Consider the following 20,405-nt stretch of genomic DNA (forward strand, 5'->3'; position numbering starts at 1 on the left):
CTTATTCCGTGACTTCCTTCACATCCCCCGCTATCTCGCGCGCGTGATGAACGAAACAGAACGCCAGTCGGAAGAACGCAGCTGGGAGACGGCGAAGACGCTCGCCGAGGCCTTGCCGTATATTCAGGTCTATGACCGCGAGACCGTGGTCATTAAATACGGCGGTCACGCCATGGGCGAGAGCGCGGTGGCGCGTCAGTTTGCGGCCGATGTGGTGCTGCTGAAGCTGATGGGCGTGAACCCGGTGGTGGTGCATGGCGGCGGGCCGCAGATCAGCGCCATGCTGGACAAGGCGGGGGTGAAGTCCAGCTTCGTCGATGGGCTGCGGGTTACCGATCCGGCGACGATGGAGGTCGCCGAGATGGTGCTTTCGGGCGCGGTGAATAAAGAGATCGCCCACTGGATCACCATGGCCGGCAAGGAGGCGGACGTGCGCGGCGTCGGCTTGTCGGGTAAGGACGCCGGTTTGCTGACGGTCGAGAAGACGCGTCGCACCAAGCGCGATCCCGACAGCATGATCGAACATGAGGTCGATCTGGGCTATGTCGGCGAGCCGACCAAGGTAGATCCCAAGCTGATCGCCGGCCTGATCGCGTCCGAGACCGAAGACTGGGTGCCGGTCATCGCGCCGATCGGCGTGGCCGAGGATGGTCAGACCTACAACGTCAATGCCGATACGGTAGCGGGCGCGGTCGCGGGTTCGCTGAACGCCAAGCGGATGCTGCTGCTGACGGACGTGCCGGGGGTCAAGGGCGCGGACGGCGACATCATTCGTCAGATGACGCTGGACGAGGCGCAAGACCTGATCGACACCGGTGTGGCCACTGGCGGCATGATCCCCAAGCTGGAGACCGCGATGGCCGCCGTTCGCGCGGGCGTCGAGGCGGTGGTCATTCTGGACGGGCGCCGACCGCACGCCATGCTGGTTGAGTTGTTCACCGAGTTCGGCGCCGGCACCCTGGTGAAGGCCTCTTGAGCGACCCCCATTCCACATCCCTTGGGCATGTGCGCGCCTGGGTGTTCGACATGGACGACACCCTGTATCCGCGCGAGCAGGGTCTGATGCGGCTGGTCCAGGCGCGCATCAACGCCTTCGTGGTCGAGGCCGTCGGGCTGGAGCCCGAGGCTGCGGCCGCGATGCAGCGCCAGTTCCTGGACGAACACGGCACGACCCTGGCCGGACTGATGGCCAACTATGCCGTCGATACCGAACGGTTCCTGCGCGAGGTGCACGACGTGCCGCTGGACGGCGTCGAGCCCAATCCGCGGCTGGCCGAGCGGCTGAAGGCTCTACCCGGTCGTTGCTATGTCTTCACCAACGGTGCGCGCGACTACGCCCATCGTGTTCTGGACCGGATCGGCGTCGCCGACTGTTTCGAAGGCGTCTTCGCCATCGAGGATGGGAATCTGACGCCCAAGCCCAATCCCGCGACCTTCCGCCGGATGCTGGAGCAATTCGACATTGATCCGCACCGATCCGCCTTCTTCGAGGACACGCCCAAGAATCTGGAGCCGGCCAAGGCGCTGGGCATGGCGACGGTCCTGATCGGCGACGGCCATGGCAAGCCGATCGGGCCGCACATCGACCATGTGGCCCCGGACCTTCTCGACTTCCTCTCCGACCTGCCTTTCAAGGACGCCGCATGACCGATCTGTCGCATCTCGAATCCGTCGTCGAGGCCGCCTGGGAACAGCGCGCCGAGGTGTCCGCAACCACGCACGGCGAGGTGCGCGACGCTGTCGAAACCGCCCTGGCCCTGCTGGATTCCGGCCAGGCGCGCGTCGCCTCGCGCGGTGAGAATGGCGTCTGGACCACGCATCAGTGGCTGAAGAAGGCGGTTCTGCTGTCCTTCCGCCTGAACGACAACCAGATCATGCGGGCTGGCGCGGCGTCCGTCATGCCGCTCTCGGTGGATCATCCTGTCGCCGTCGGTCCCTTCTGGGACAAGGTGCCCAACAAGTTCGGCGACTGGACCGCATCGGATTATCAGTCTGCCGGCTTCCGCTCGGTGCCCGGCGCCATCGTCCGGCACGGCGCGCATATCGCCAGGAACGTGGTGCTGATGCCGTCGTTCGTGAACATCGGCGCCTTCGTCGATGAGGGCTCGATGGTGGACGCCTGGGCCACGGTCGGCTCTTGCGCCCAGATCGGCAAGAATGTTCACCTGTCGGGCGGCGCAGGCATCGGCGGCGTTCTTGAGCCGCTGCAGGCCAATCCGACCATCATTGAGGACGGCTGTTTCATCGGCGCCCGCGCCGAGGTCGCCGAGGGCGTGATCGTGCGCGAGGGCGCGGTCCTGGCCATGGGCGTCTATCTGTCGGGCTCCACCAAGATCGTGGAACGGGCGACCGGCGAAGTGTTCCGGGGCGAGGTGCCGGCCTATTCGGTGGTGGTGCCGGGGTCGCTGCCGGATCCCAATGGCGGGCCGTCGCTGTATTGCGCGGTAATCGTCAAGCGTGTGGACGCGCAGACGCGGGCCAAGACCGGTGTCAACGAACTGCTGCGCGACTGATCAGGCGACAACGCGGACAGGCTGCGTCGAAGGCGTGTCGAACGTCGCGTGAAGCGTGAAGGTCGATCCCTGACCGGGGGTCGACGTCACCGTGATCTCGCCGTCCATCAGGGCGGCCAGACGCTGACAAATGCTGAGGCCCAGACCGGTGCCGCCGAACTTGCGGGTGGAGGACCCGTCCACCTGAGAGAAGGGCTGGAACAGGCGCGTCAGATCGTCGGCGGCGATACCGATGCCGGAATCGACCACACCAAGTCGCAAGGTCGTGCGGCCGTCGCCTGCCGGCTCGCTGTCGATAATCAGGCGAACCTCGCCCTGTGGCGTGAACTTGATGGCGTTGGCCAGCAGATTATGCGTCACCTGCGCCAGGCGCAGCGGGTCCATTCTGAGAAGCGGCGGCAACGGGCCGCGGATGTCGGTCGTGAAGGTCAGACCGCGCGCCTCGGCCTGCGCCTTGAACGGGCCCGTCAACCGGGCGGCGAGGGTCTCGGCTTCGACATCGACGAAGTCCAGCTCCATCTTGCCGGACTCGATCTTGGTGATGTCGAGGATGTCGTTCAGCAGCACCATGAGCCCTTCGCCGGAGTCGCGAATGACGCCCACGAACTCCTTCTGGCGGTCGCTGAGCTCGGACATCTGCAACAATTGCGCAGCCCCCAGAACCCCATTCATCGGCGTCCGGAGCTCATGAGAGATGACGCCCAGGAAGTTGGACTTGGCGGCGCTGGCGGCGTTGGCGCTATCGCGCGCAGTTTCGAGTTCGGCGATCAGTTCGGCCTGACGACGGTTGACGGCTTCCAGATCGCTGTCCTTCATCTGGGTGATGGCCACCTTGATCAACAAGGCCAGCGCCAGAACCGGGATCATGCTGACGACCACCCAAAAGCCGGGCGTGCCCCACAGTTTCGCAAACAGCAGCACCACGACCACCGAATAGGGTGCCGACACGATCAAGGCCTCGCGTGGCGCGGCGCGCATCTGGGTGAAGACCAGCACATAACCGGCCATCAGAAGCGCCACGCCCAGCGGCACGCCATAGCCCCCGCCGTAAAGGAAGGCGAGCAGCGGCGCCGCCGACCAGGCGATGCAGGAAATGGTGGCGGCCGTCAGCTTGATCCGGCCGTGCAGTCGCTCATCCCGTATCACCAGAACCCGTTCGGTGAAGGTCCTCAGGAGGCCCGACGCGGTCGCGGCTGCAAACCACAATACTGCGGTCGTCCAATCGGTGACGGTGAACAGGGCGATCGCCCAACTTGCAATGATCAGATACCGCATATGGCCGTGTGCAATCAAATGTTGCAGCAGAGACCGGCCGGGCTGCGTCTTGAACGTCGTCATCATCGGATCTCGGAGAGCGATGACGCAAAGTGGCGCGTCTTCACCTAAGATACGATGAACGCTGAGTATTGTGCCCAAAAGGTCCGGGTGTCAGCGGCCAAAGCGTGGTCTGAACTTCATTAGAATGGCTCGAAGACGACCGATCAATGAACGGTTGAGGCGATAGTAGCTCAGAAGCTTCTGGTATTTTTTTTCCGTCGGATGGAGAAGAACGGCACGCTCTACAGCCTCGATCGCTTCAGCCTGAGCGCCAGCGCGCTGCGCAATAAAGCCATGCCAGGCATGGATGTGAGCCATCACCGATGTTTCAGGTCGCGCAGTGACTTCTCGCGCTAACGCCAGCGCAGATTGGTGCAGGCCCAGCTCCGACAGCAGATCGGCATAAGGCACGGCGATTACGACGTTACGGTTAGATTGGTCTAAAGCCTCTTCATAAGCCGAGAGGGCTTCATCGTCGCGGCCGTGCAGATGAAGGGCTCTGGCTAGACACTGAAGTGCGCCGATGTGCGTGGGCTGAATGTCGATAGCACGCTCCGCTAACTGCAAAGCGATATCACGCCGTTTCGAAGCTAGGCTCTCAGACAACGTTATGTGATACGTGACGCTATCTTTTCGTCTAGCCTTCGCCTCACGCCTGTACTCGATCGCATCTAGCGTCCCATTCAAGACGTCATTCAATAGCGGTGAAAGCATCTGCTGCTCAGCCAGCATTGATGCCGATGGGTGTCCTGAATATCTGACTGGAATTTTAATGAGGTCGGTCTCGCCCTCGATCAGGTCGATATGCACCTTGTCGATAGAAGCCGGGTCGTAGACGGCTACGGCTTGAGCCCGCGCTGGCAGAGGGGGTTCGCCCTCAGGAAGCCAGACTATTCGTTCCGCATCCTGCAGCCAGCGCTTTTCGAAAGGCACGATTGCTGGATTGATCGAATATTGCGGGGACAAGGCCAAAGCCGCATCGACATTTAGTGCATCTGCAAAACGTAATGCCGCATAGCCTCCCATTGACGAGCCATAGGTTATGCTTCGCGATGCGCCGGAGATCGCTTCCTGCACAGCAGTCAAGACATCTGACATTTCGGGATACTGATACCAGTCCTCCCGCCGGCCCATGATGTGGATGGCCGAAATGCCCTGCGATCTAAGATAGGCTTCGCCAAAGCCTTCTCGATCAAAGCCGTGGCCGATGCTGTAATTGTCAAACGTCACGACCCAACGCGATGTATCCTCGCAAGCCACTTCACGAGCGACCAAGTTATCGCTTCTAAACAACTCCCTCATTGATCGTATTGTTCGCTTTTTGATCTGACTAGGGCAGCGGAAATTATTGGGCGCGCTTCAGATCTGGCGGAGTCGCCTCGTCGGTCAGGATGCGAATGGCCTCCTCGACCGTAACCAGCGTCTGGGCCTGCGAGCCCAGGCGGCGGATGGCGACCATGCCGTCTTCGGCTTCCTTCCTGCCAACCACGGCGATGACCGGGACCTTGCCGACCGAGTGTTCGCGGACCTTGTAGCCGACCTTTTCGTTGCGCAGGTCGATCTCGGTGCGCAGGCCGGCGGCCTTGAAACTGGCCATCACGTCGCGGGCGTAATCGTCGGCGTCGGAGGTGATTGTGGCCACAACGGCCTGGGTCGGGGCCAGCCACAGCGGGAAGGCGCCGGCGTAGTTTTCGATCATGATGCCGATGAACCGCTCGAATGAGCCCAGGATCGCGCGGTGCAGCATGACCGGGCGGTGCTTCTGGCCGTCCTCGGCGATGTAGGTGGCGTTCAGACGTTCGGGCAGGACGTAGTCCAACTGGATCGTGCCGCAGGTCCATTCGCGGCCGATGGCGTCCTTGACGATGAAGTCCAGCTTGGGCGCGTAGAAGGCGCCGTCGCCCTCGGTGACGACCGGCTCGGTCCCGGCGGCGCGGGCGGCCTCGGCCATCAGGGTCTCGGCCTTGTCCCAGAACTCGTCCGTGCCGGCGCGATTCTCGGGCCGGGTGCCCAGGCTGATGTAGGCCGTTTCCATGCCCAGGTCGGCATGGACGCTGCGGGCCAGTTTGATGAACTCGGCCGTCTCCTCGACGATCTGGTCCTCGCGGCAGAAGATGTGGGCGTCGTCCTGGGTGAAGCCGCGCACCCGCATCAGGCCGTGCAGCGATCCCGACGGCTCATAGCGGTGGCAGGCCCCGAACTCGGCCATGCGCAGCGGCAGTTCGCGATAGGACCGCTGGCCCTGGTCGAAGATCTGCACGTGGCCGGGACAGTTCATCGGCTTGAGGGACAACTCCTCGCCCTCGACCGTCTCGCAGACGAACATGTTCGGCCGATACTTGTCCCAGTGGCCGCTCTGTTCCCAGAATTTGCGGTCCAGCACTTGGGGCGTCTTGACCTCGACGTAGCCGGCGGCGTCCAGGCGGCGGCGCATATAGGCCTCCAGCACGCGCCACAGGACCCAGCCCTTCGGGTGCCAGAAGACCATGCCCCGGCCCTCTTCCTGCATGTGGAAGAGCTCCATGGCCTTGCCGACCTTGCGGTGGTCCCGCTTCTCGGCCTCTTCCAGACGCTGCAGATGGGCGTCCAGATCCTCCTTGGTGGCCCAGGCGGTGCCGTAGATGCGTTGCAACTGCTCGCGCTTGGAGTCGCCTCGCCAATAGGCGCCGGCCAACTTGGTCAGTTTGAACGCCTTGCCGACGTGGCGCGTCGAGGGGAAGTGCGGGCCCCGGCACAGGTCGATCCAGTCGCCCTGTTTGTAAAGGGTGATGGTCTCGGTCCCCGGCAGGTCGCGGATCAGCTCGGCCTTGAACTTCTCGCCGCGCGCCTCGAAGAATTGGATGGCCTCATCCCGCTCCCAGACCTCGCGCTCGAACTTGGCGTCGCGGTCCACGATCCGACCCATCTCCTTTTCGATGGCAGCGAAGTCGTCGGTCGAGAAGGGCTCTTCGCGGTAGAAGTCATAGTAGAAGCCGTCCTCGATCGCCGGGCCGATCGTGACCTGGGTGCCGGGGAACAGGGTCTGCACCGCCTCGGCCAGGACGTGGGCCGTGTCGTGGCGGATCGTATAGAGGGCGGCGGGGTCGTCGCGCATGATCAGGCGGAAGTCGCCGCCCGTCTCCAGCACCCGGCCCATGTCGCGTTGTTCGCCGTTCAGTTCGGCCAGCACGGCCTTCTTGGCCAGCGAAGGCGAGATCGAGGTCGCGACGTCGCGCGCCGTCGAACCGGCCGGGTATTGGCGCACCGCGCCGTCGGGGAATTTCAAGTCGATCATGGCTTCGTCTTTACTGGCGGAACCGGGTCGTATCCCGACCCGCCGAAGGGATGGCATTTACAGAGCCTGCGCACGGTGAGCCATCCCCCCTTTACCGGTCCGTGCTGGATCAGGGCGTCGCGCCCGTAATCCGAACAGGTCGGCAGGAACCGGCACTGCTGGCCGATTAGGGGGGACAGCGTCAGCTTGTAGCCCCGATGGGCCGCGCGCACGCCGCGTTCATAGAGAGACATATGTCCCTTCGCCGGGGGCTTGAGAGGTTCGCCGCGCTTATCCCTCGTCATCGCAGGGGGATCAACCGGTCGTGCCTGTCAGGCCGCGCCGGCGAGACGCGTTCGGGCGGCGAGGGCCTTGTTCACCGCCTCCAGCGTCGCCTCCAGCGAGACCAGGGTCGAGGCGTGGCGGGCGGGGTAGTCGGCGACCTGTTTCAGCAGGCGCAAATCCTCGAACCGACCGACGGGGCCGTCGCCGCCGGATTTCAGCATGGCGATCATGGCGTCGCGGGCGTCTTTGAGATCATCGATCGACGCGCCGATCGCAGATTGGCCCAGCACCCCGGCCGCGGCCTGGCCGAGGGCGCAGGCTTTGATGTCCTGGGCGAAGTCGGCGATGCGGCCTCCGTCGTCCAGGGTCACATCGACCGTTGCGCGCGACCCGCACAGTTTGGCTACCCGCTCGCCAGTGCCCTGAGGAGTTGGCAGACGCCCCGCATGCGGCAGGTTCGCCGCCAGCGACAGGATGCGCGCGCTGTAGAGGTCGTCGATCATGGGATGAAGATAGGATGTTCGAACGCCGCGCGAAACCTCTCCCTCCCCGTCCGGGGAGGGTGGCCGAGCAGAGCGAGGTCGGGTGGGGAGGGCACAGCGACGTCCCAGAGGATTGTCCTGTATCACGCACGTGCGTCCCTGCCGGGCCGCCCCCACCCCGTCGCTGCGCGACGACCCTCCCCGGAGCGGGAAGGGAGAATTGCGATGCTAGACCTTCAATGAGAGCGACCCGTCCGGCCCGATCTCCAGCCTGACGTCGTCGTAGTCCGCCAGAGTGGGATGATCCGTTTCCAGCGGATGGGTCCAGGCGGCGGTGACGACCAGCACGTCGGCGCCGGCGGCTTCGCCCGCCTAGATGCCGGCCTCGGCGTCCTCGAACACCAGGCAGTCGGCGATATCGAAGGCCAGGGTCGCGGCGGCCTTCAGATAGCCGGCCGGGTCGGGCTTGCCGCGTTCGACGTCCTCGGCGGTGATCATGACGGCGGGCGGTGTGACGCCGGCGGCCTTCAGCCGAGCGCAGGCCAGCGGGACGGAGGCGGAGGTGACCACGGCCCAGCGGTCAGGCGGCAGACGTTGAACGAAGTCGACGGCGCCGGGGATGGGGGCGACTCCGTCCACGTCCTCGATCTCGCCGCGCTCCACCCAGGCGACCTCGGCGTCCAGGTTGATATCGGGCAGGTTCTGACGACGAATGGTGTCGATGGCGCGCACGCCGTGGATGGTGGGGATGAAGGCGGCGGCATCCAGCCCGTAGCGCGTGGCCCAGCGGGTCCAGACGCGCTCGGCGGCCAGGGTCGAGGTGATCAGGGTGCCGTCCATGTCGAACAGGAAGGCCTGATAGGCGCGAGACGCGGGTGGGGCGGTCATGGCCTCATCCACCACGCGGGCGGTCAGACCGCAACGGGCGGATCAGCCGCCTTGCAGCGAATTCCAGGTGCGGGCGGTGTCGGTCGCGGGCGAAGGACTCGCCGCGCCGCCGCCGGACGTCGCCGCGCCGCCTGTGCTGCGCGAACGCAGCCATTGCAGGTTCTGCTCGGCCTGCTCGGGCGGCAGCTCGCGGCGCAGGATCTGTTCGGCCTCGCCCATCTTCCCTTGAAGGCCCAGCACCATCGCCAGGTTCTGGCGCACCTTGGCCGAGGCGGTCGGCTGGGCCACGGCGCGGCGCAACAGGGTCTCGGCGCCCGGCGCATCGCCATGCGTCAGGGCGGCGGTGGCGGCATTGGTCAGGATGTCCGGGTTATCGGGCGACAGGGTCAGGGCCTGATTCCAGGCGGCGCGGGCGTCGTCGGTGCGACGCACCTGTTCATAGGCCACGCCCAGAAGGGAGTAGGCTCGCCAATCGCGCGGCGCCAAGTCGCGCGCCTGCTCCAGCGGCGCCACGCCATAAAAGGCCTGGCCGCGCGCGATGTGGGCGCGGCCCAGCTCCAGCAGGGCGTCCAGATTGTTGGGCTGGAGCGTCAATGTCGCCTGGGCGGCCTCGGCCGCCTGATCGTAGCGGCCCAGCTCACGCAGGGCCTGGGCCAGTTTCACGCCCGCCACGGCGTCGGTCGGATCAGCCTGCTGCTCCGAGGCCCAGAACACCGAGCGCGACAGGGCGTCCATCCGGTCATAGGTGGCCCGCACCGCAGCGGACGACGGCGCGCGGGCCTGGGCCGCGGTCGCCGCCGTCGGATCGGCCGCCAGCGTCGGCTTGCCGGACAGGGCGATCAGGGCGACGGTTGCGAGAAGGGCGGGCATGCGCGACATGGGTCAGGTCCAGACGGTCCTAGAGGTCTCGCCCCTAGAATCGCCGGTTCGCGTCAACCGATGGTTAACTTCGTTTCGAGGGCCTCATGTCCGTCTCGCATCCTCTGCTGGTTTCCGCCCAAGATGGCGACGGCGCCATCCCGATCTGCTTCTTGCAGGCGGGCGGCGTGCTGGACGATCCGGCCCGCCGCTGGGGCGCCCTGCACGGGTTTGAAGGCAAGCCGGGCCAGCTGTTGGTCGTGCCGGACGCGGACGGCGAGATCGGCCAGGTGGTCGTCGGCGCGGGCGCGACCTTCGATCCGATGAGCGTGCGAGGGCTGTCGGCGCGACTGCCGGGCGGTCTGTATCGGCTTGAGGTCGCCGCGCAGGACGCGGAACTGGCGACCCTGGCCTTCCTACTGGGGGCCTATGTCTTCGACCGCTACAAGGCCCGGCCGGACCGGGCGCCCGTGCGGCTGGTCGCGCCGGCCGGGGTGGATGTCGCCGAAATCTCGCGCATCGCCGCCGCCTGCGCCCTGGCCCGCGAAATGGTTGATACGCCAGCCGCCGATATGGGGCCGTTGCAGATCGAAACCATCGCCCGCGAGATCGCAGAGAGCGCCGGCGCCGAGATCACCGTCACGACCGGCGACGCCCTGCTGGAAGACAACTATCCGGCCGTCCACGCCGTGGGGCGCGCCGCCGCCCCGCACCGGGCGCCGCGCCTGATCGAGATCGGCTGGAAGCTGGACCGGACCGACCTGCCGCTGGTGGCCCTGGTCGGCAAGGGGGTGGTGTTCGACACCGGCGGTCTGGACCTGAAGCCCGCCGCCGGCATGCGCAATATGAAGAAGGACATGGGCGGCTCGGCCCATGCCCTGGCCTTGGGGCGCTTGGTGATGCAGGCCGACCTGCCCGTGCGGTTGGTGGTCATCGTCGCGGCGGTCGAGAACGCCGTGTCGGCCGACGCCTTCCGGCCCGGCGACATCCTGAACAGCCGCAAGGGGCTGACCATCGAGATCGGCAATACGGACGCCGAAGGCCGGCTAATCCTGGCCGACGCCCTGACACGGGCGGGTGAGCATCAACCGGACCTGACGCTGGACTTTGCGACGCTGACCGGCGCCGCGCGGATCGCCCTGGGTCCGGAGCTGCCGCCTCTTTACACAGACGACGAAGCCCTGGCCGCCGGGCTGCTGGCCGCAGCGGGTCAGGTGTGCGATCCTCTGTGGCGGATGCCGCTGTGGCCAGGCTATCGCGGCGCGCTGGACGCCGAGATCGCAGACCTGCGAAACGACCCGGCCGGGTGGGCCCAGGCCGGATCGGTGACGGCGGCCCTATTCCTGCAAAAGTTCGCCCCGACCACGGGGGCCTGGGCGCACATGGACATCTTCGCCTGGAACCCCCGCGCCCGCCCCGGCTATCCGGAAGGCGGCGAGGCCCAGGCGCTGAGAGCCTGCTACGCCATGCTCAAGGCGCGCTACACCGCCTGACGATCAGGCGAAGACGAACTCCGGCTCCAGCTCGGCGTCGTCGGACGGGGATCGCGGCGGCCTGGGCTTTCTGGTGCGCCCTCCCCGAGACTGCGCGCCGCGTCTGATGCGTCCGAACACGGTGCTGAAAACGCGGGTCGCCAATTCCCGCTGCCGCATCAGGCCACGCCACCCGGCGACAGCGCGCAGACTGATGGCTAGTACGACCAGATCGAAAATCACGGTCACGTCGAACATCAGCGCCCAGGCGATCATGTCTGGCGCTGCCAAAGCGAACATTCGGGCGCCATCCGCCTCGAACAGAACAATTGCGGCGACGCCCAGCGTCAAGACCAGACAAAGGCCCACCGTCTGTCCTGCGGTCAGACGCGAGAGATGGCGCGCCGGCGCTTCCACGAGCCATCGTCTCAGAGCGATCCCGACAGGTCCCTGGTCAGCAATCGTCAGGACCAGCACGATCAGCAAGAACAGCCACAAAAGCACCACAACCTCCAACGCGTCGACATGACGTTCGCTCTGCGACATGGCGTGACCAGGCGACGCTTCAAGGCGGCTTCGTGTTTTCGAGAACGCGGTTCTGTTGATTTTCTTTCGCAAAAGCGTCTCGCGTTAACGGCCCCTAAGCCATCGGGGGATAAGGCTGGGGGTTCAGCAATGCGAGTTCACGTTGACCGACGTCCTCGACCTTCTTCCGCCCGGCGACCGCCTCGTTCGCCCTGACCTCGCCGAACAGGCGCTGGAAGGGCTGGTGCGCGCAGACGCCTATCGGGCGACCGAGGCCATGCATTGTCGGGTCGCCGTGGCGGACATTTTGTCGGACGTTGACGGTCGGATCGACCAGCTTCTGCATGGCGAGATCTTCGACGTTCTGGATCGGTCTAACGGCCGGGCCTGGGGCCGGGCGCGTCGAGACGGCGTCGTTGGCTGGGTCGTGCTGGACAGTCTGTCGGCCGGCGCGCCGCTGGCGACGCATTGGATCGCCGGCGTGGATGCCGCCCTGCCGTTAAACGCTCTGGTGGTCGAGGCGACGGATGTGGCCGAGGCTGATCTGAAGCCGGTCGGCGCGTTCGAGACGGATATGGTCGCGGTGGCGGAGCGGCTGCTTGGCCGTCCGCATGAGTTGGGCGCGCGGTCCTCGATCTCCACCGACTGTTCCGGCCTAGTGCAGCAGGCCCTGCTGGCATGCGGCCTGCCCGGTCCCCGCCGGTCGGACGCGCAGGCCCAGATGGGTCGCGCGGCGTCTTCATCGGATCTACAGCGCGGCGACATCGTCGTATGGCTGGCGCCGAACGACGATCAGGACTGGACCGGCCATTCGGCGCTGATGCTGGATGGCGAACGCATCATTCACGCGACAGGCGGCAAGGGCGTGGTGATCGAGAGCCTGGCCGAGGTCGAGGCGCGTCTGGTCGCCGAGGGTTTCGCAACCGCCGTCTTCCGCCGACTTTAGTCCCGCAAGGTCCGCATCGCCCCCAACCGGGCGAAGGCCAGCGTCAGCGCCTTGCGGCGGGCGGGCGCCAAGCCGATCACCGGCGCGTCTCGCACGACCGCCCCGCCGAAACCGTCTGCAACGATCAGGCCAGGTTCGTCGGGCAGGATGTCCTGCGGAAACTCGGGCGCGACGGCGAAGAAGAAGGCGTCGCAAAACGGTCCGTACTCGTGCCATTTGCGGTCGACTCGATAGTCCTCGACGCCCGACTTGACCTCGCAGATGACGATGTCGCCCTTGCGCCCGATCGCCATGACATCGGCGCGGCGACCGTTGGGCAGGCAGACTTCCAGAAGCGGCGCATACCCCATGTCCATCATCAGCCGCGCCGCGCCGCGCGTCACCGAAAGGGTGGTCTCGGGACGGCTGAAGACGAGTTCGAGATGGGCGACGGCGGACATGCCGACAGCTTATGTTCCGCCTACGTTCCTATCGCAAGCGGCGCCTTAGAGGCCGGTGTGGACTAGGCTGCCGGTGCTGAAGCCCAGGGCGCGGACGCGGCTCAGAATGCGGTCGCGTTCGGCCTGCGGCGCATTCTGGTTCCGGTGCCAGATCCACCAGTTCGACTTGTCCGGCAGCCCCATGATGGCCCAGCTGTAGTCCGGGGCATGGTCGTAGACCCAGTAGTTCTGGCCGGCGAGCCCGCCGAAGCTGAGCAGGCCGGTCAGGCTGAACCGGAACTTCGCATTGGTCGTGGTGTCGGTGACACGGGCGTTGGCGCGCAGCGTCTCGACCTTGCCGTCGGCGCGCCGGACGCAGGTGACGGTGATGGCGTAGCGGGCGGCGGCGCCCTGCGGCGTGAAGTCGATCTGCGCCCGGCTGCAGTCCTTCTGGACGTTGTTGTGATTGCGCTCGATCTCGAACCACCGGCCGTCGAAGCGGTTCAGATCGACGTTCGACGCCTGGGCGAATGCCATGGCGGGCAGGAAGGCGAGGGCGGCGGAGGCGGCGATCAGGCTGGCGCGGAACATGGGCGTATCCTCGTTCGGTTTGGAGGGAATACGATGCGCCGATGCGTTCGGTTGTGATCAGCCCTTCAGACGCGTCAGATTGATCGCCCATTCGTCGCGCGTCTGACCCCACAGATCGATGGCGATGTCCTGGAGGGGTTCGGGCAGGACGCCCGGTCCGCGATTGCGTGAACCCAGCCGTGTCGCGACCGCCGCCGAGGGCAGATTCTCGGCCGCGATGCAGTGGATCACGTCTTCCCAGCCCAGCACCTCGAAAGCGTAGTCCATCGTGGCTGCGGCCGCTTCAACCGCATAACCCTTGCCGGTGGCGTCGCGATGCAGGCTCCAACCCACCTCGCGGCCGGGCCAGCCATAGGGATGTAGCGGGCCGATGCGGCCGATCCATTGGCCGGTCTCCTTTTCCAGGATGGAGAACATGCCCTCTCCCGTCAGGGCCCACATGCCCGCGACGGTGCAGATCAGGCGCTAGACCTGGGGCGCGGGCTGGACCCCGCCGATGAAGCGGGCGGTTTCGGGATCGGCCATGAACTCAGCCCAGCGCGGAAAGTCCTCAACCGCCGGCGGACGCAGGATCAGCCGCTCGGTCTCCAGCGTCGGCCCCAAGGTCACATGCGGCGGCACGGTGTATGCGGCAGTGGTCACAGCAGATACTCCCGCTCCAGTTCGTAATGGCTGCCGCTATCCGTCAGGACGCTGGAATACAGGCCGAAGCGGTCGATGCGGATCGGCGGCGAATGCAGCAGATTGTGCCCCGACACCCAGGCGCCGAGCCGGTCGGGATTGGTCTGGGTTTTCAGATAGGCCAGGGTCACATGCGGTTTGTAGACGCGCGCCTCCATGCCGATCCCGGCGCGTTCTCCGGCTGACTTGCAGCGACCGGCCAGAACCGACAGGCGCTCGTTGGGCGTTTCGACCCCGGCCCACAGCGTATGGCTGCGGTGGTCGTCGCCGAAACAGCCGACGCCCTTCAGCGCGATCTCGAACGGGCCGCCCGTCACGCGCGTCAGTTCCGACGCCAGGTCGTCGGCGCGGCGTTCGTCGGTCTCGCCATAGAAGGCGAGCGTGACGTGCAGGGCGTCCAGCGGCCGCCACCGTGCGCCGGGCAGGCCCGATTGCCGTCGTTTCAGCGTCTCTGCGACGTCGGGCGGCAGGGTCAGGGCGGTGAACAGACGAAGCATGCGACCGAAAGTAGCGGCCGGAACACAAGCCTCCAAGTCCGGTTTTCCTTGCAGCGCGGGCCTCGGCTCACGATATTCAAAGCCTGTGACCGGAGAAGCCTCTCCGGCCAATCGGAGAAAGTTCGTCGCCATGAGCGATTTCAACAACGGTTACGCCCGTCCTCTGCCGCAGACGGCCGACATGTCGGTCGACGCCGGCCTGCGCAGCTTCATGCTGGGCGTCTACAACAAGCTGGCCCTGGGCCTCGTGGTCGCCGGCGCCCTGGCCTATGTCACCGGCAATGTGCCGGCGGTGCAGCAACTGCTGTTCGTCCAGACGGCGGACGGCCGGATCGGCCTGACCATCCTGGGCATGATCGTGCAGTTTTCGCCGCTGGTGATGCTGTTCGGCTCGATGTTCTTCATGAAGAACCCGACGGCCAAGGGCGTGAACATGCTCTACTGGGCCGTGGTCGCCACGATCGGCGCGGGCCTCGGCATCCTGTTCCTGCGCTACACGGGCGGTTCGCTGGCCACCACCTTCCTGGTCACGGCGGCGGCGTTCGGCGGTCTGAGCCTGGTGGGCTATACGACCAAGAAGGACCTGACCGGCATGGGCACCTTCCTGATCATGGGCGTGATCGGCCTGATCATCGCCTCGATCGTGAACATGTTCCTGCAGTCCGGGACCTTCTACCTGATCATCTCGGGCCTGGGCGTGCTGATCTTCTCGGGTCTGATCGCCTACGACACCCAGCGTCTGAAGATGACTTACTACGCGTTGGGCGGCGACCAGAACGCGATGGGCGTGGCGACAGGCTTCGGCGCTTTGAGCCTGTTCATCAACTTCGTGAACCTGTTCCAATTCCTGCTGGCCTTCATGGGCGGCAACCGGAACTGAGATCGGTCGAAAGACGGATACGGAAAGGGCCCCTCGCGGGGCCCTTTTTTGTATCTACTCCACCACCTGAAACCGGCGGCCGTCGAAGACCCGCAGCACCTGGGCCAGGTCGCGGCCGCGTTTCAGGATCTGGCCGCCTTCGCCTATGACGGCCCACTGGCCCTGGCGGGTCTGAAGGGCAGGTCGCTTTTCGATCCGGTAGAGCGGGGCGTCGCCGCTGCGGCGAAAGACGGCGAACTCGGCGAAGTCCTTGTGCCCGACCATGGCGTAGTCGCGCCATTCGCCCTGCGCGACCATGCGGCCATAGACCCTGAGAATCGGGTCCAGTTCGCGACGGTCAAAGAAGACGGGGCCGAGCGCCGGCGTCGTGTCGTGAGGGTTCAGGCTCATAGGCTCAACTTAGGCCGCTGGCGGCACGACGCCAGAGGCGGCCAGGAAATCGACGCAGACACGAAATGGCCCCGTTTCGGTCCTCCGCCCGCCTGTATGCGCAACGAAATATCGATCATCGGCTCGTCGGAGTTCGGAAGCGTCCCGGATCCTGAACAGCCCCCCCAGCCCCCCTGGATGTTTCCAGTTTACGGGCTCCGGCGGCCGATGCTTCCTCCAAGCGAGCGCCCGCCCTGCCTTTCCCCCTCCCCCTCCCTGGCAAGGCGGGCGTTTCGCTGTCTGGAGCCCGCCAGCAGCGAAACGTCGGCGTCTGATCCCGCCTAGAGCGACAGGGTCAGGTTCAGGGTCTCTCCGTTTCTGAGCACGGTCGCTTCGACCGATCCCGATGCGCCCTGCAGGGCGGTGGCGGCCGCGCGAGCGTTGGCGACGGGCACGCCTGCGATGGCGGTGATCACATCGCCCGCCGTCAGTTCGCCCTGGGCGGCGGGCGAGCCAGCCGCGACGGCCGTGATCTGGGCGCCGCCGTCCTGTGTTCGCAGCGTCGCCCCATAAGCCAGCACCGACTGGGCGCCGACAATCACGGGCTGTTCAGCGGGTGTCTCGACCGCCAGCGACGTGGTCGCTTCGCGTCCTCCGCGCAGATAGGAGACGCTGAGGTCCGAGCCCGGCGCGGCGATGCCGATGGTGGCGTTGACTGAGCCGGCGTTGGCGACGGGGCGGCCCTGGATCCGGGTAATGACGTCGTTGTGGCGCAGGCCCGCGCGTTCGGCCGGCGATCCCGGCGCGACATCGGCGACAACGGCTCCGCGCACGATGCCCAGGTGCAGATCGCGCGCGCGTTCGGCGTTCAGCGAGCCGAAGATGGCCCCGGTCGCGCCGCGCTTGACCTCGCCGTTCTTCTTCAGCTGGTCGGCGACGTAGAGCATGATCCGCGTCGGCACGGCGAAGGCGATGCCGTCATTGCCGCCGCCGAGACCCCCCGACAGGATCGAGGTGTTGATGCCGATCAGCCTGCCCCGGCTATCCAGCAGCGGCCCGCCGGAGTTGCCCGAATTCACGGCCGCGTCGGTCTGGATATAGTCCTCGACTGCATCGCCCAAACCTGAGCGGTTCAGGCCCGAGATGACGCCCATGGTCAGGGTCTGGTCCAGGCCCAGCGGATAGCCGACCGCGAAGGCCAGGTCGCCGGTGCGCAGGGTGTCGGAATCCACCGTCTGGACCTGTTTGAGGTTCAGCGGCCGACCGTCGGGCGTGATGCGAAGCACGGCGATATCGGTCGCCTTGTCCGCCCCCACGAGCACAGCGTCGAACAGGCGGCCGTCCGTCAGATCGACGGTGAACTTTCGCCCGCCCTCGACCACGTGATTGTTGGTGATCACCAGCCCTTCGGCCGCATCGACGATAACGCCGGAGCCGGAGGCGTAGGGTTTGGGATCGGCCGCGTTCGAACTGGGACCGCGCGACTGGCCCAGGGTCGTGACCTGCACCACCGCCGGAAGCGACCCCTCAAGCCCCGACGAGAAGCTGAACACCCCGCGCCGGGCGTCATAGGGCAGGCCTGCCGCGCCCGATTGCGCCAGCACCGGCGTCGCCGAGGCCATCAGGGCCAGGGCGACGGCCATGGAAGAGGCGGGCGATAGGCGGATCGGCATGGGCATTTCCTTGATCGAACGCGGACTCTAGACCGAGTTTTCACTTCTGACGATGGGTCTGAAGCGGGCAGGTGGCGTGTCGGTCACGTCCAATGAACAGATCGCGATGGGGGTTGCGTCGTCGGCCGTCCGGCGTGACCATGGATGTTGAGAAAACAGGGAAGGCCGCCGCCATGAGTCAGACGACGATCGACCGCCGCCGTTCGGGCTCAACCGCGTTCGACCGCCTGTTCCGCGACCATCCGCGTGAGGTCGACGAGACCTATCTCCAGCACATGGTCGCCTCGGCGGGTTTCGGCTTCAAGCTGCTGGGTCTGGCCGGCGCCGCCTTCGCCCACGCGATCGTGCCTGGCGTGCACAAGGCCACCGTCTCGACCGCGATCCGCAGCATGGCCAAGGACATGGGCGGTCGGGCCGAGGAGGCGCGCGAGACCCGGATGCGCGACGCCGGCGTCTGGGACGTGGGCCTCTAGGGCGGTCGAATCCGCCCCGGCCATGCAATCGCCGGGATCCGTGCTATATAGGCCGGCTCCAACCTCACGCAGGATCGCCGCCTTGAGCATCACGCTCGATCTTTCGCGCGTCTCTAACGCGCCCGCCGTCAAGGCTCCCGTCAACCTCAGCGGTCTGACGCGCGCCGGCCTGCGCCAGGCCCTGATCGACGCGAACGTCTGTCCGCCCGAGAAGGCCAAGATGCGCGCCAGCCAGGTGTGGAGTTGGATCCACCACTATGGCGTGACCGAGTTTTCGGCCATGAGCAATGTCGCCAAGGACATGCAGGCCAAGCTGGCCGAGCATTTCACCCTGGCCCGCCCCGAGGTCGTCGAGCGCCAGGTGTCCAAGGACGGCACGCGCAAATGGCTGATCCGCACCGCGCCGGGCATCGAGATCGAGACCGTCTATATTCCCGATGTGGGCCGGGCCGGCGCCCTGTGCGTGTCCAGCCAGGTCGGCTGCACCCTGAACTGCACCTTCTGCCACACCGGCACGCAGAAGCTGGTGCGCAACCTGACCGCCGCCGAGATCGTGGCCCAGGTCCAGGTCGCGCGCGACGACCTGGAGGAATGGCCGTCACCCAAGGAAGACCGGCGCCTGTCCAACATCGTCTTCATGGGCATGGGCGAGCCGCTCTACAATCTGGACCACGTCGCCGACGCCATCGACATCATCTCGGACAATGAGGGAATCGCCCTGTCGCGCCGTCGGATCACGGTCTCGACCTCGGGCGTGGTGCCACAGCTTCAGGCCTTGGGCGACCGGACGGCGGCCATGCTGGCCATCAGCCTGCACGCCACCAACGATGCGCTTCGCGACGTGCTGGTGCCGCTGAACAAGAAATACCCGCTGGACCAGCTGATGGCGGCGATTCGGGCCTATCCGGGCCTGTCGAACGCGCGGCGGGTGACGTTCGAATACGTCATGCTGAAGGGCGTCAACGACAGCCCCGAAGAGGCGCGCGCCCTGCTGAAGCTGATCGAGGGCATTCCGGCCAAGATCAATCTGATCCCGTTCAATCCCTGGCCTGGCGTCGAATACGAATGCTCGGACTGGAAGACGATCGAGCGCTTCGCCGCCATCCTGAACAAGGCCGGCTACGCGTCACCCATCCGCACCCCTCGCGGCCGCGACATCCTGGCCGCCTGCGGCCAGCTGAAGTCAGAAAGCGAGAAGGTCCGCGCCAGCACGCTCAGGAAGGCGGAGCAGGCGGCGGGGGCGGAAGCGGCATAGGCATCTGTTCTGCGACGATCCGAAAGATTAGCGCCCCGATGGCGCCAGCCGCTGGCGCTGGCAAAACCGCCAATGGCCCCAAGGCTCCAAAGATCATTACGGCCATTAGTCCTGAGAGCACGGCCCCTGCGGCAGCGAGGGCCAACGGTCCCGCCCGGCCTACGCGCCTGAGGATCAGGTAGGTCGGTACGCCGACACAGAAGCTTCCCAAGAGGAAGACTCCAAGGATGATAGGGAAGAGGTGTAGAAGGATGGCGACGGCCACGAGGCCGTCGCTGAACGCCATCAGCACACCTTGGCGAAGACTAACGACTGTCCCAGCCATACCCGTAAAAAAGACATAGGCGAAGCTTGCTGCGAAAGCCGCCAGCGTGGCTGCAGCGGCGATAGTGGCCACGCGCGCGATGGTTTGCTGGATCGCCAGTGCCGTCATGAAGCTCCTCCGTCGCATGAATCGATGGGTTATGGGTCGAACTCCTGCAATGGTTCTTCACAACCTTCGGACACATAATGTCACGCAGTGTGTCCCCGGCGCGCTTGCGGATTGGGGCGACAATCGGGCAAGGCGTCTGGGCATGGACCCCTCCTTGTCGAACGTCCTTTCCAGCGCCGAGGTGCAGGCTTTCGCCTCGGGCTTCCCGGTCATGGTGATGCACCTGATCGTGACCCTGCTGCTGCTTGCGGCGGGGGCGACGGTCTATGCCCTGCTGACGCCGTGGAAGGAGGTCGCCCTGATCCGTCAGGGCAATGTCGCCGCCGCCATCGCCTTCGCCGGCATTCTGGTGGGGTTGGCCGTGCCGCTGGCGGTGTCGCTGTCGGTGTCGACCTCGGTGCGCGACATCGCCATCTGGGGCGTGGCGACCGTGGTGCTGCAGCTTCTGGCCTTCCGAGTCGTGGACCTGCTGCTGACGGGACTGCCCGAGCGGATACGCCACGGCGAGATTTCGGCGGCGGTGGTGCTGCTGGGCGCCAAGCTGGCGACGGCCGTCATCCTGTCCGCCGCGCTGACCGGCTGATCGGCCGGAGCG

The 20,405-nt window shown here is 66.0% G+C and carries 22 protein-coding genes and 1 pseudogene; 9 read left to right on the forward strand and 14 right to left on the reverse strand.

The features are described 5' to 3' along the window. Positions 1 to 46 precede the first annotated feature (46 nt). Genes argB through dapD form a run of 3 tightly spaced genes read left to right on the forward strand, consistent with a single transcriptional unit; the run spans position 47 to position 2,513 of the window. Positions 47 to 976: an acetylglutamate kinase gene (argB, locus tag DT343_RS12530; RefSeq protein ID WP_112863157.1), complete on the forward strand. Its 930-nt coding sequence runs from the start codon at positions 47 to 49 to the stop codon at positions 974 to 976. Then, positions 973 to 1,647 (forward strand): pyrimidine 5'-nucleotidase, encoded by a 675-nt coding sequence (locus DT343_RS12535; protein WP_258522570.1) that lies wholly within the window; start codon positions 973 to 975, stop codon positions 1,645 to 1,647. The genes argB and DT343_RS12535 overlap by 4 nt, the downstream gene beginning before the upstream one ends. Continuing rightward, positions 1,644 to 2,513, forward strand: coding sequence for a 2,3,4,5-tetrahydropyridine-2,6-dicarboxylate N-succinyltransferase (gene dapD, locus DT343_RS12540; protein WP_112863158.1), 870 nt, complete (start codon positions 1,644 to 1,646; stop codon positions 2,511 to 2,513). Before DT343_RS12535 ends, dapD begins: the two co-directional genes overlap by 4 nt. Here dapD and DT343_RS12545 read toward each other — a convergent pair whose 3' ends face one another. The 7 genes from DT343_RS12545 to DT343_RS12575 form a co-directional block, all read right to left on the reverse strand. Beyond that, complete coding sequence (locus tag DT343_RS12545; RefSeq protein WP_181669193.1) at positions 2,514 to 3,851, reverse strand: sensor histidine kinase; 1,338 nt, start codon at positions 3,849 to 3,851, stop codon at positions 2,514 to 2,516. Between the two features lie 90 nt (positions 3,852 to 3,941). Beyond that, the gene (locus DT343_RS12550) at positions 3,942 to 5,105 is read right to left on the reverse strand and encodes an alpha/beta hydrolase (protein WP_146756748.1); all 1,164 of its coding nucleotides are present in this window, start codon (positions 5,103 to 5,105) and stop codon (positions 3,942 to 3,944) included. 70 nt (positions 5,106 to 5,175) lie between these two features. Then, the gene (gene thrS, locus DT343_RS12555) at positions 5,176 to 7,104 is read right to left on the reverse strand and encodes a threonine--tRNA ligase (RefSeq protein ID WP_112863161.1); all 1,929 of its coding nucleotides are present in this window, start codon (positions 7,102 to 7,104) and stop codon (positions 5,176 to 5,178) included. Continuing rightward, complete coding sequence (gene yidD, locus DT343_RS12560) at positions 7,101 to 7,337, reverse strand: membrane protein insertion efficiency factor YidD (RefSeq protein ID WP_082503497.1); 237 nt, start codon at positions 7,335 to 7,337, stop codon at positions 7,101 to 7,103. The genes thrS and yidD overlap by 4 nt, the downstream gene beginning before the upstream one ends. A 78-nt stretch (positions 7,338 to 7,415) precedes the next feature. Continuing rightward, the gene (locus tag DT343_RS12565; protein WP_112863162.1) at positions 7,416 to 7,871 is read right to left on the reverse strand and encodes an iron-sulfur cluster assembly scaffold protein; all 456 of its coding nucleotides are present in this window, start codon (positions 7,869 to 7,871) and stop codon (positions 7,416 to 7,418) included. Between the two features lie 351 nt (positions 7,872 to 8,222). Further along, complete coding sequence (locus DT343_RS12570; protein WP_258522571.1) at positions 8,223 to 8,738, reverse strand: HAD-IA family hydrolase; 516 nt, start codon at positions 8,736 to 8,738, stop codon at positions 8,223 to 8,225. Positions 8,739 to 8,780: 42 nt separating this feature from the next. After that, entirely contained in the window at positions 8,781 to 9,617 is an 837-nt protein-coding gene (locus DT343_RS12575; protein WP_112863163.1) for a tetratricopeptide repeat protein, read from the reverse strand. 86 nt (positions 9,618 to 9,703) lie between these two features. Between DT343_RS12575 and DT343_RS12580 the strand changes: the two genes are divergently transcribed. Then, on the forward strand, positions 9,704 to 11,089 hold the full coding sequence (locus DT343_RS12580) for a leucyl aminopeptidase family protein (protein ID WP_112863164.1): 1,386 nt from the start codon (positions 9,704 to 9,706) through the stop codon (positions 11,087 to 11,089). A 3-nt stretch (positions 11,090 to 11,092) separates the two neighbouring features. Here DT343_RS12580 and DT343_RS12585 read toward each other — a convergent pair whose 3' ends face one another. Then, positions 11,093 to 11,686 carry a hypothetical protein gene (locus DT343_RS12585; RefSeq protein WP_146756749.1) on the reverse strand — a complete coding sequence of 198 codons (594 nt, stop codon included), beginning with the start codon at positions 11,684 to 11,686 and terminating at the stop codon, positions 11,093 to 11,095. A gap of 70 nt (positions 11,687 to 11,756) precedes the next feature. Between DT343_RS12585 and DT343_RS12590 the strand changes: the two genes are divergently transcribed. Further along, complete coding sequence (locus DT343_RS12590; protein WP_112863166.1) at positions 11,757 to 12,539, forward strand: C40 family peptidase; 783 nt, start codon at positions 11,757 to 11,759, stop codon at positions 12,537 to 12,539. Here the strand turns inward: DT343_RS12590 and mmcB are convergent. From mmcB to thpR, 4 genes and pseudogenes are all read right to left on the reverse strand, one after another. Continuing rightward, entirely contained in the window at positions 12,536 to 12,979 is a 444-nt protein-coding gene (mmcB, locus tag DT343_RS12595; protein ID WP_055754257.1) for a DNA repair putative endonuclease MmcB, read from the reverse strand. The two genes, DT343_RS12590 and mmcB, sit on opposite strands and share 4 nt — an antisense overlap. A gap of 45 nt (positions 12,980 to 13,024) precedes the next feature. Further along, entirely contained in the window at positions 13,025 to 13,549 is a 525-nt protein-coding gene (locus DT343_RS12600; protein ID WP_112863167.1) for a lipocalin family protein, read from the reverse strand. Positions 13,550 to 13,606: 57 nt separating this feature from the next. After that, positions 13,607 to 14,170 (reverse strand): annotated as a pseudogene (locus tag DT343_RS12605) (GNAT family N-acetyltransferase). A gap of 17 nt (positions 14,171 to 14,187) precedes the next feature. Further along, positions 14,188 to 14,727, reverse strand: a complete 540-nt coding sequence (thpR, locus tag DT343_RS12610) for an RNA 2',3'-cyclic phosphodiesterase (RefSeq protein WP_112863168.1) — start codon at positions 14,725 to 14,727, stop codon at positions 14,188 to 14,190. A 130-nt stretch (positions 14,728 to 14,857) separates the two neighbouring features. On the opposite strand from thpR, the gene DT343_RS12615 reads away from it, so the two are divergent. Then, the gene (locus DT343_RS12615; RefSeq protein ID WP_055754260.1) at positions 14,858 to 15,607 is read left to right on the forward strand and encodes a Bax inhibitor-1/YccA family protein; all 750 of its coding nucleotides are present in this window, start codon (positions 14,858 to 14,860) and stop codon (positions 15,605 to 15,607) included. A 54-nt stretch (positions 15,608 to 15,661) separates the two neighbouring features. Here DT343_RS12615 and DT343_RS12620 read toward each other — a convergent pair whose 3' ends face one another. Both DT343_RS12620 and DT343_RS12625 read right to left on the reverse strand, forming a co-directional pair. After that, complete coding sequence (locus DT343_RS12620) at positions 15,662 to 15,997, reverse strand: DUF2794 domain-containing protein (protein ID WP_112863169.1); 336 nt, start codon at positions 15,995 to 15,997, stop codon at positions 15,662 to 15,664. Between the two features lie 320 nt (positions 15,998 to 16,317). After that, positions 16,318 to 17,649, reverse strand: a complete 1,332-nt coding sequence (locus tag DT343_RS12625; protein WP_220116713.1) for a trypsin-like peptidase domain-containing protein — start codon at positions 17,647 to 17,649, stop codon at positions 16,318 to 16,320. 173 nt (positions 17,650 to 17,822) lie between these two features. Between DT343_RS12625 and DT343_RS12630 the strand changes: the two genes are divergently transcribed. The 3 genes from DT343_RS12630 to DT343_RS12645 all read left to right on the forward strand — a co-directional run bounded on the left by DT343_RS12630 (position 17,823) and on the right by DT343_RS12645 (position 20,393). Beyond that, the gene (locus tag DT343_RS12630) at positions 17,823 to 18,122 is read left to right on the forward strand and encodes a DUF6356 family protein (protein ID WP_055807241.1); all 300 of its coding nucleotides are present in this window, start codon (positions 17,823 to 17,825) and stop codon (positions 18,120 to 18,122) included. Between the two features lie 82 nt (positions 18,123 to 18,204). After that, positions 18,205 to 19,377: a 23S rRNA (adenine(2503)-C(2))-methyltransferase RlmN gene (gene rlmN / locus DT343_RS12635; protein ID WP_066629102.1), complete on the forward strand. Its 1,173-nt coding sequence runs from the start codon at positions 18,205 to 18,207 to the stop codon at positions 19,375 to 19,377. A 575-nt stretch (positions 19,378 to 19,952) separates the two neighbouring features. Beyond that, entirely contained in the window at positions 19,953 to 20,393 is a 441-nt protein-coding gene (locus tag DT343_RS12645) for a DUF350 domain-containing protein (protein WP_017506264.1), read from the forward strand. The last annotated feature ends 12 nt before the right edge of the window (positions 20,394 to 20,405 follow it).

Origin of the sequence: Brevundimonas vesicularis, from assembly GCF_900445985.1 — a bacterium.
GTDB classification, from domain to species: domain Bacteria; phylum Pseudomonadota; class Alphaproteobacteria; order Caulobacterales; family Caulobacteraceae; genus Brevundimonas; species Brevundimonas vesicularis_D.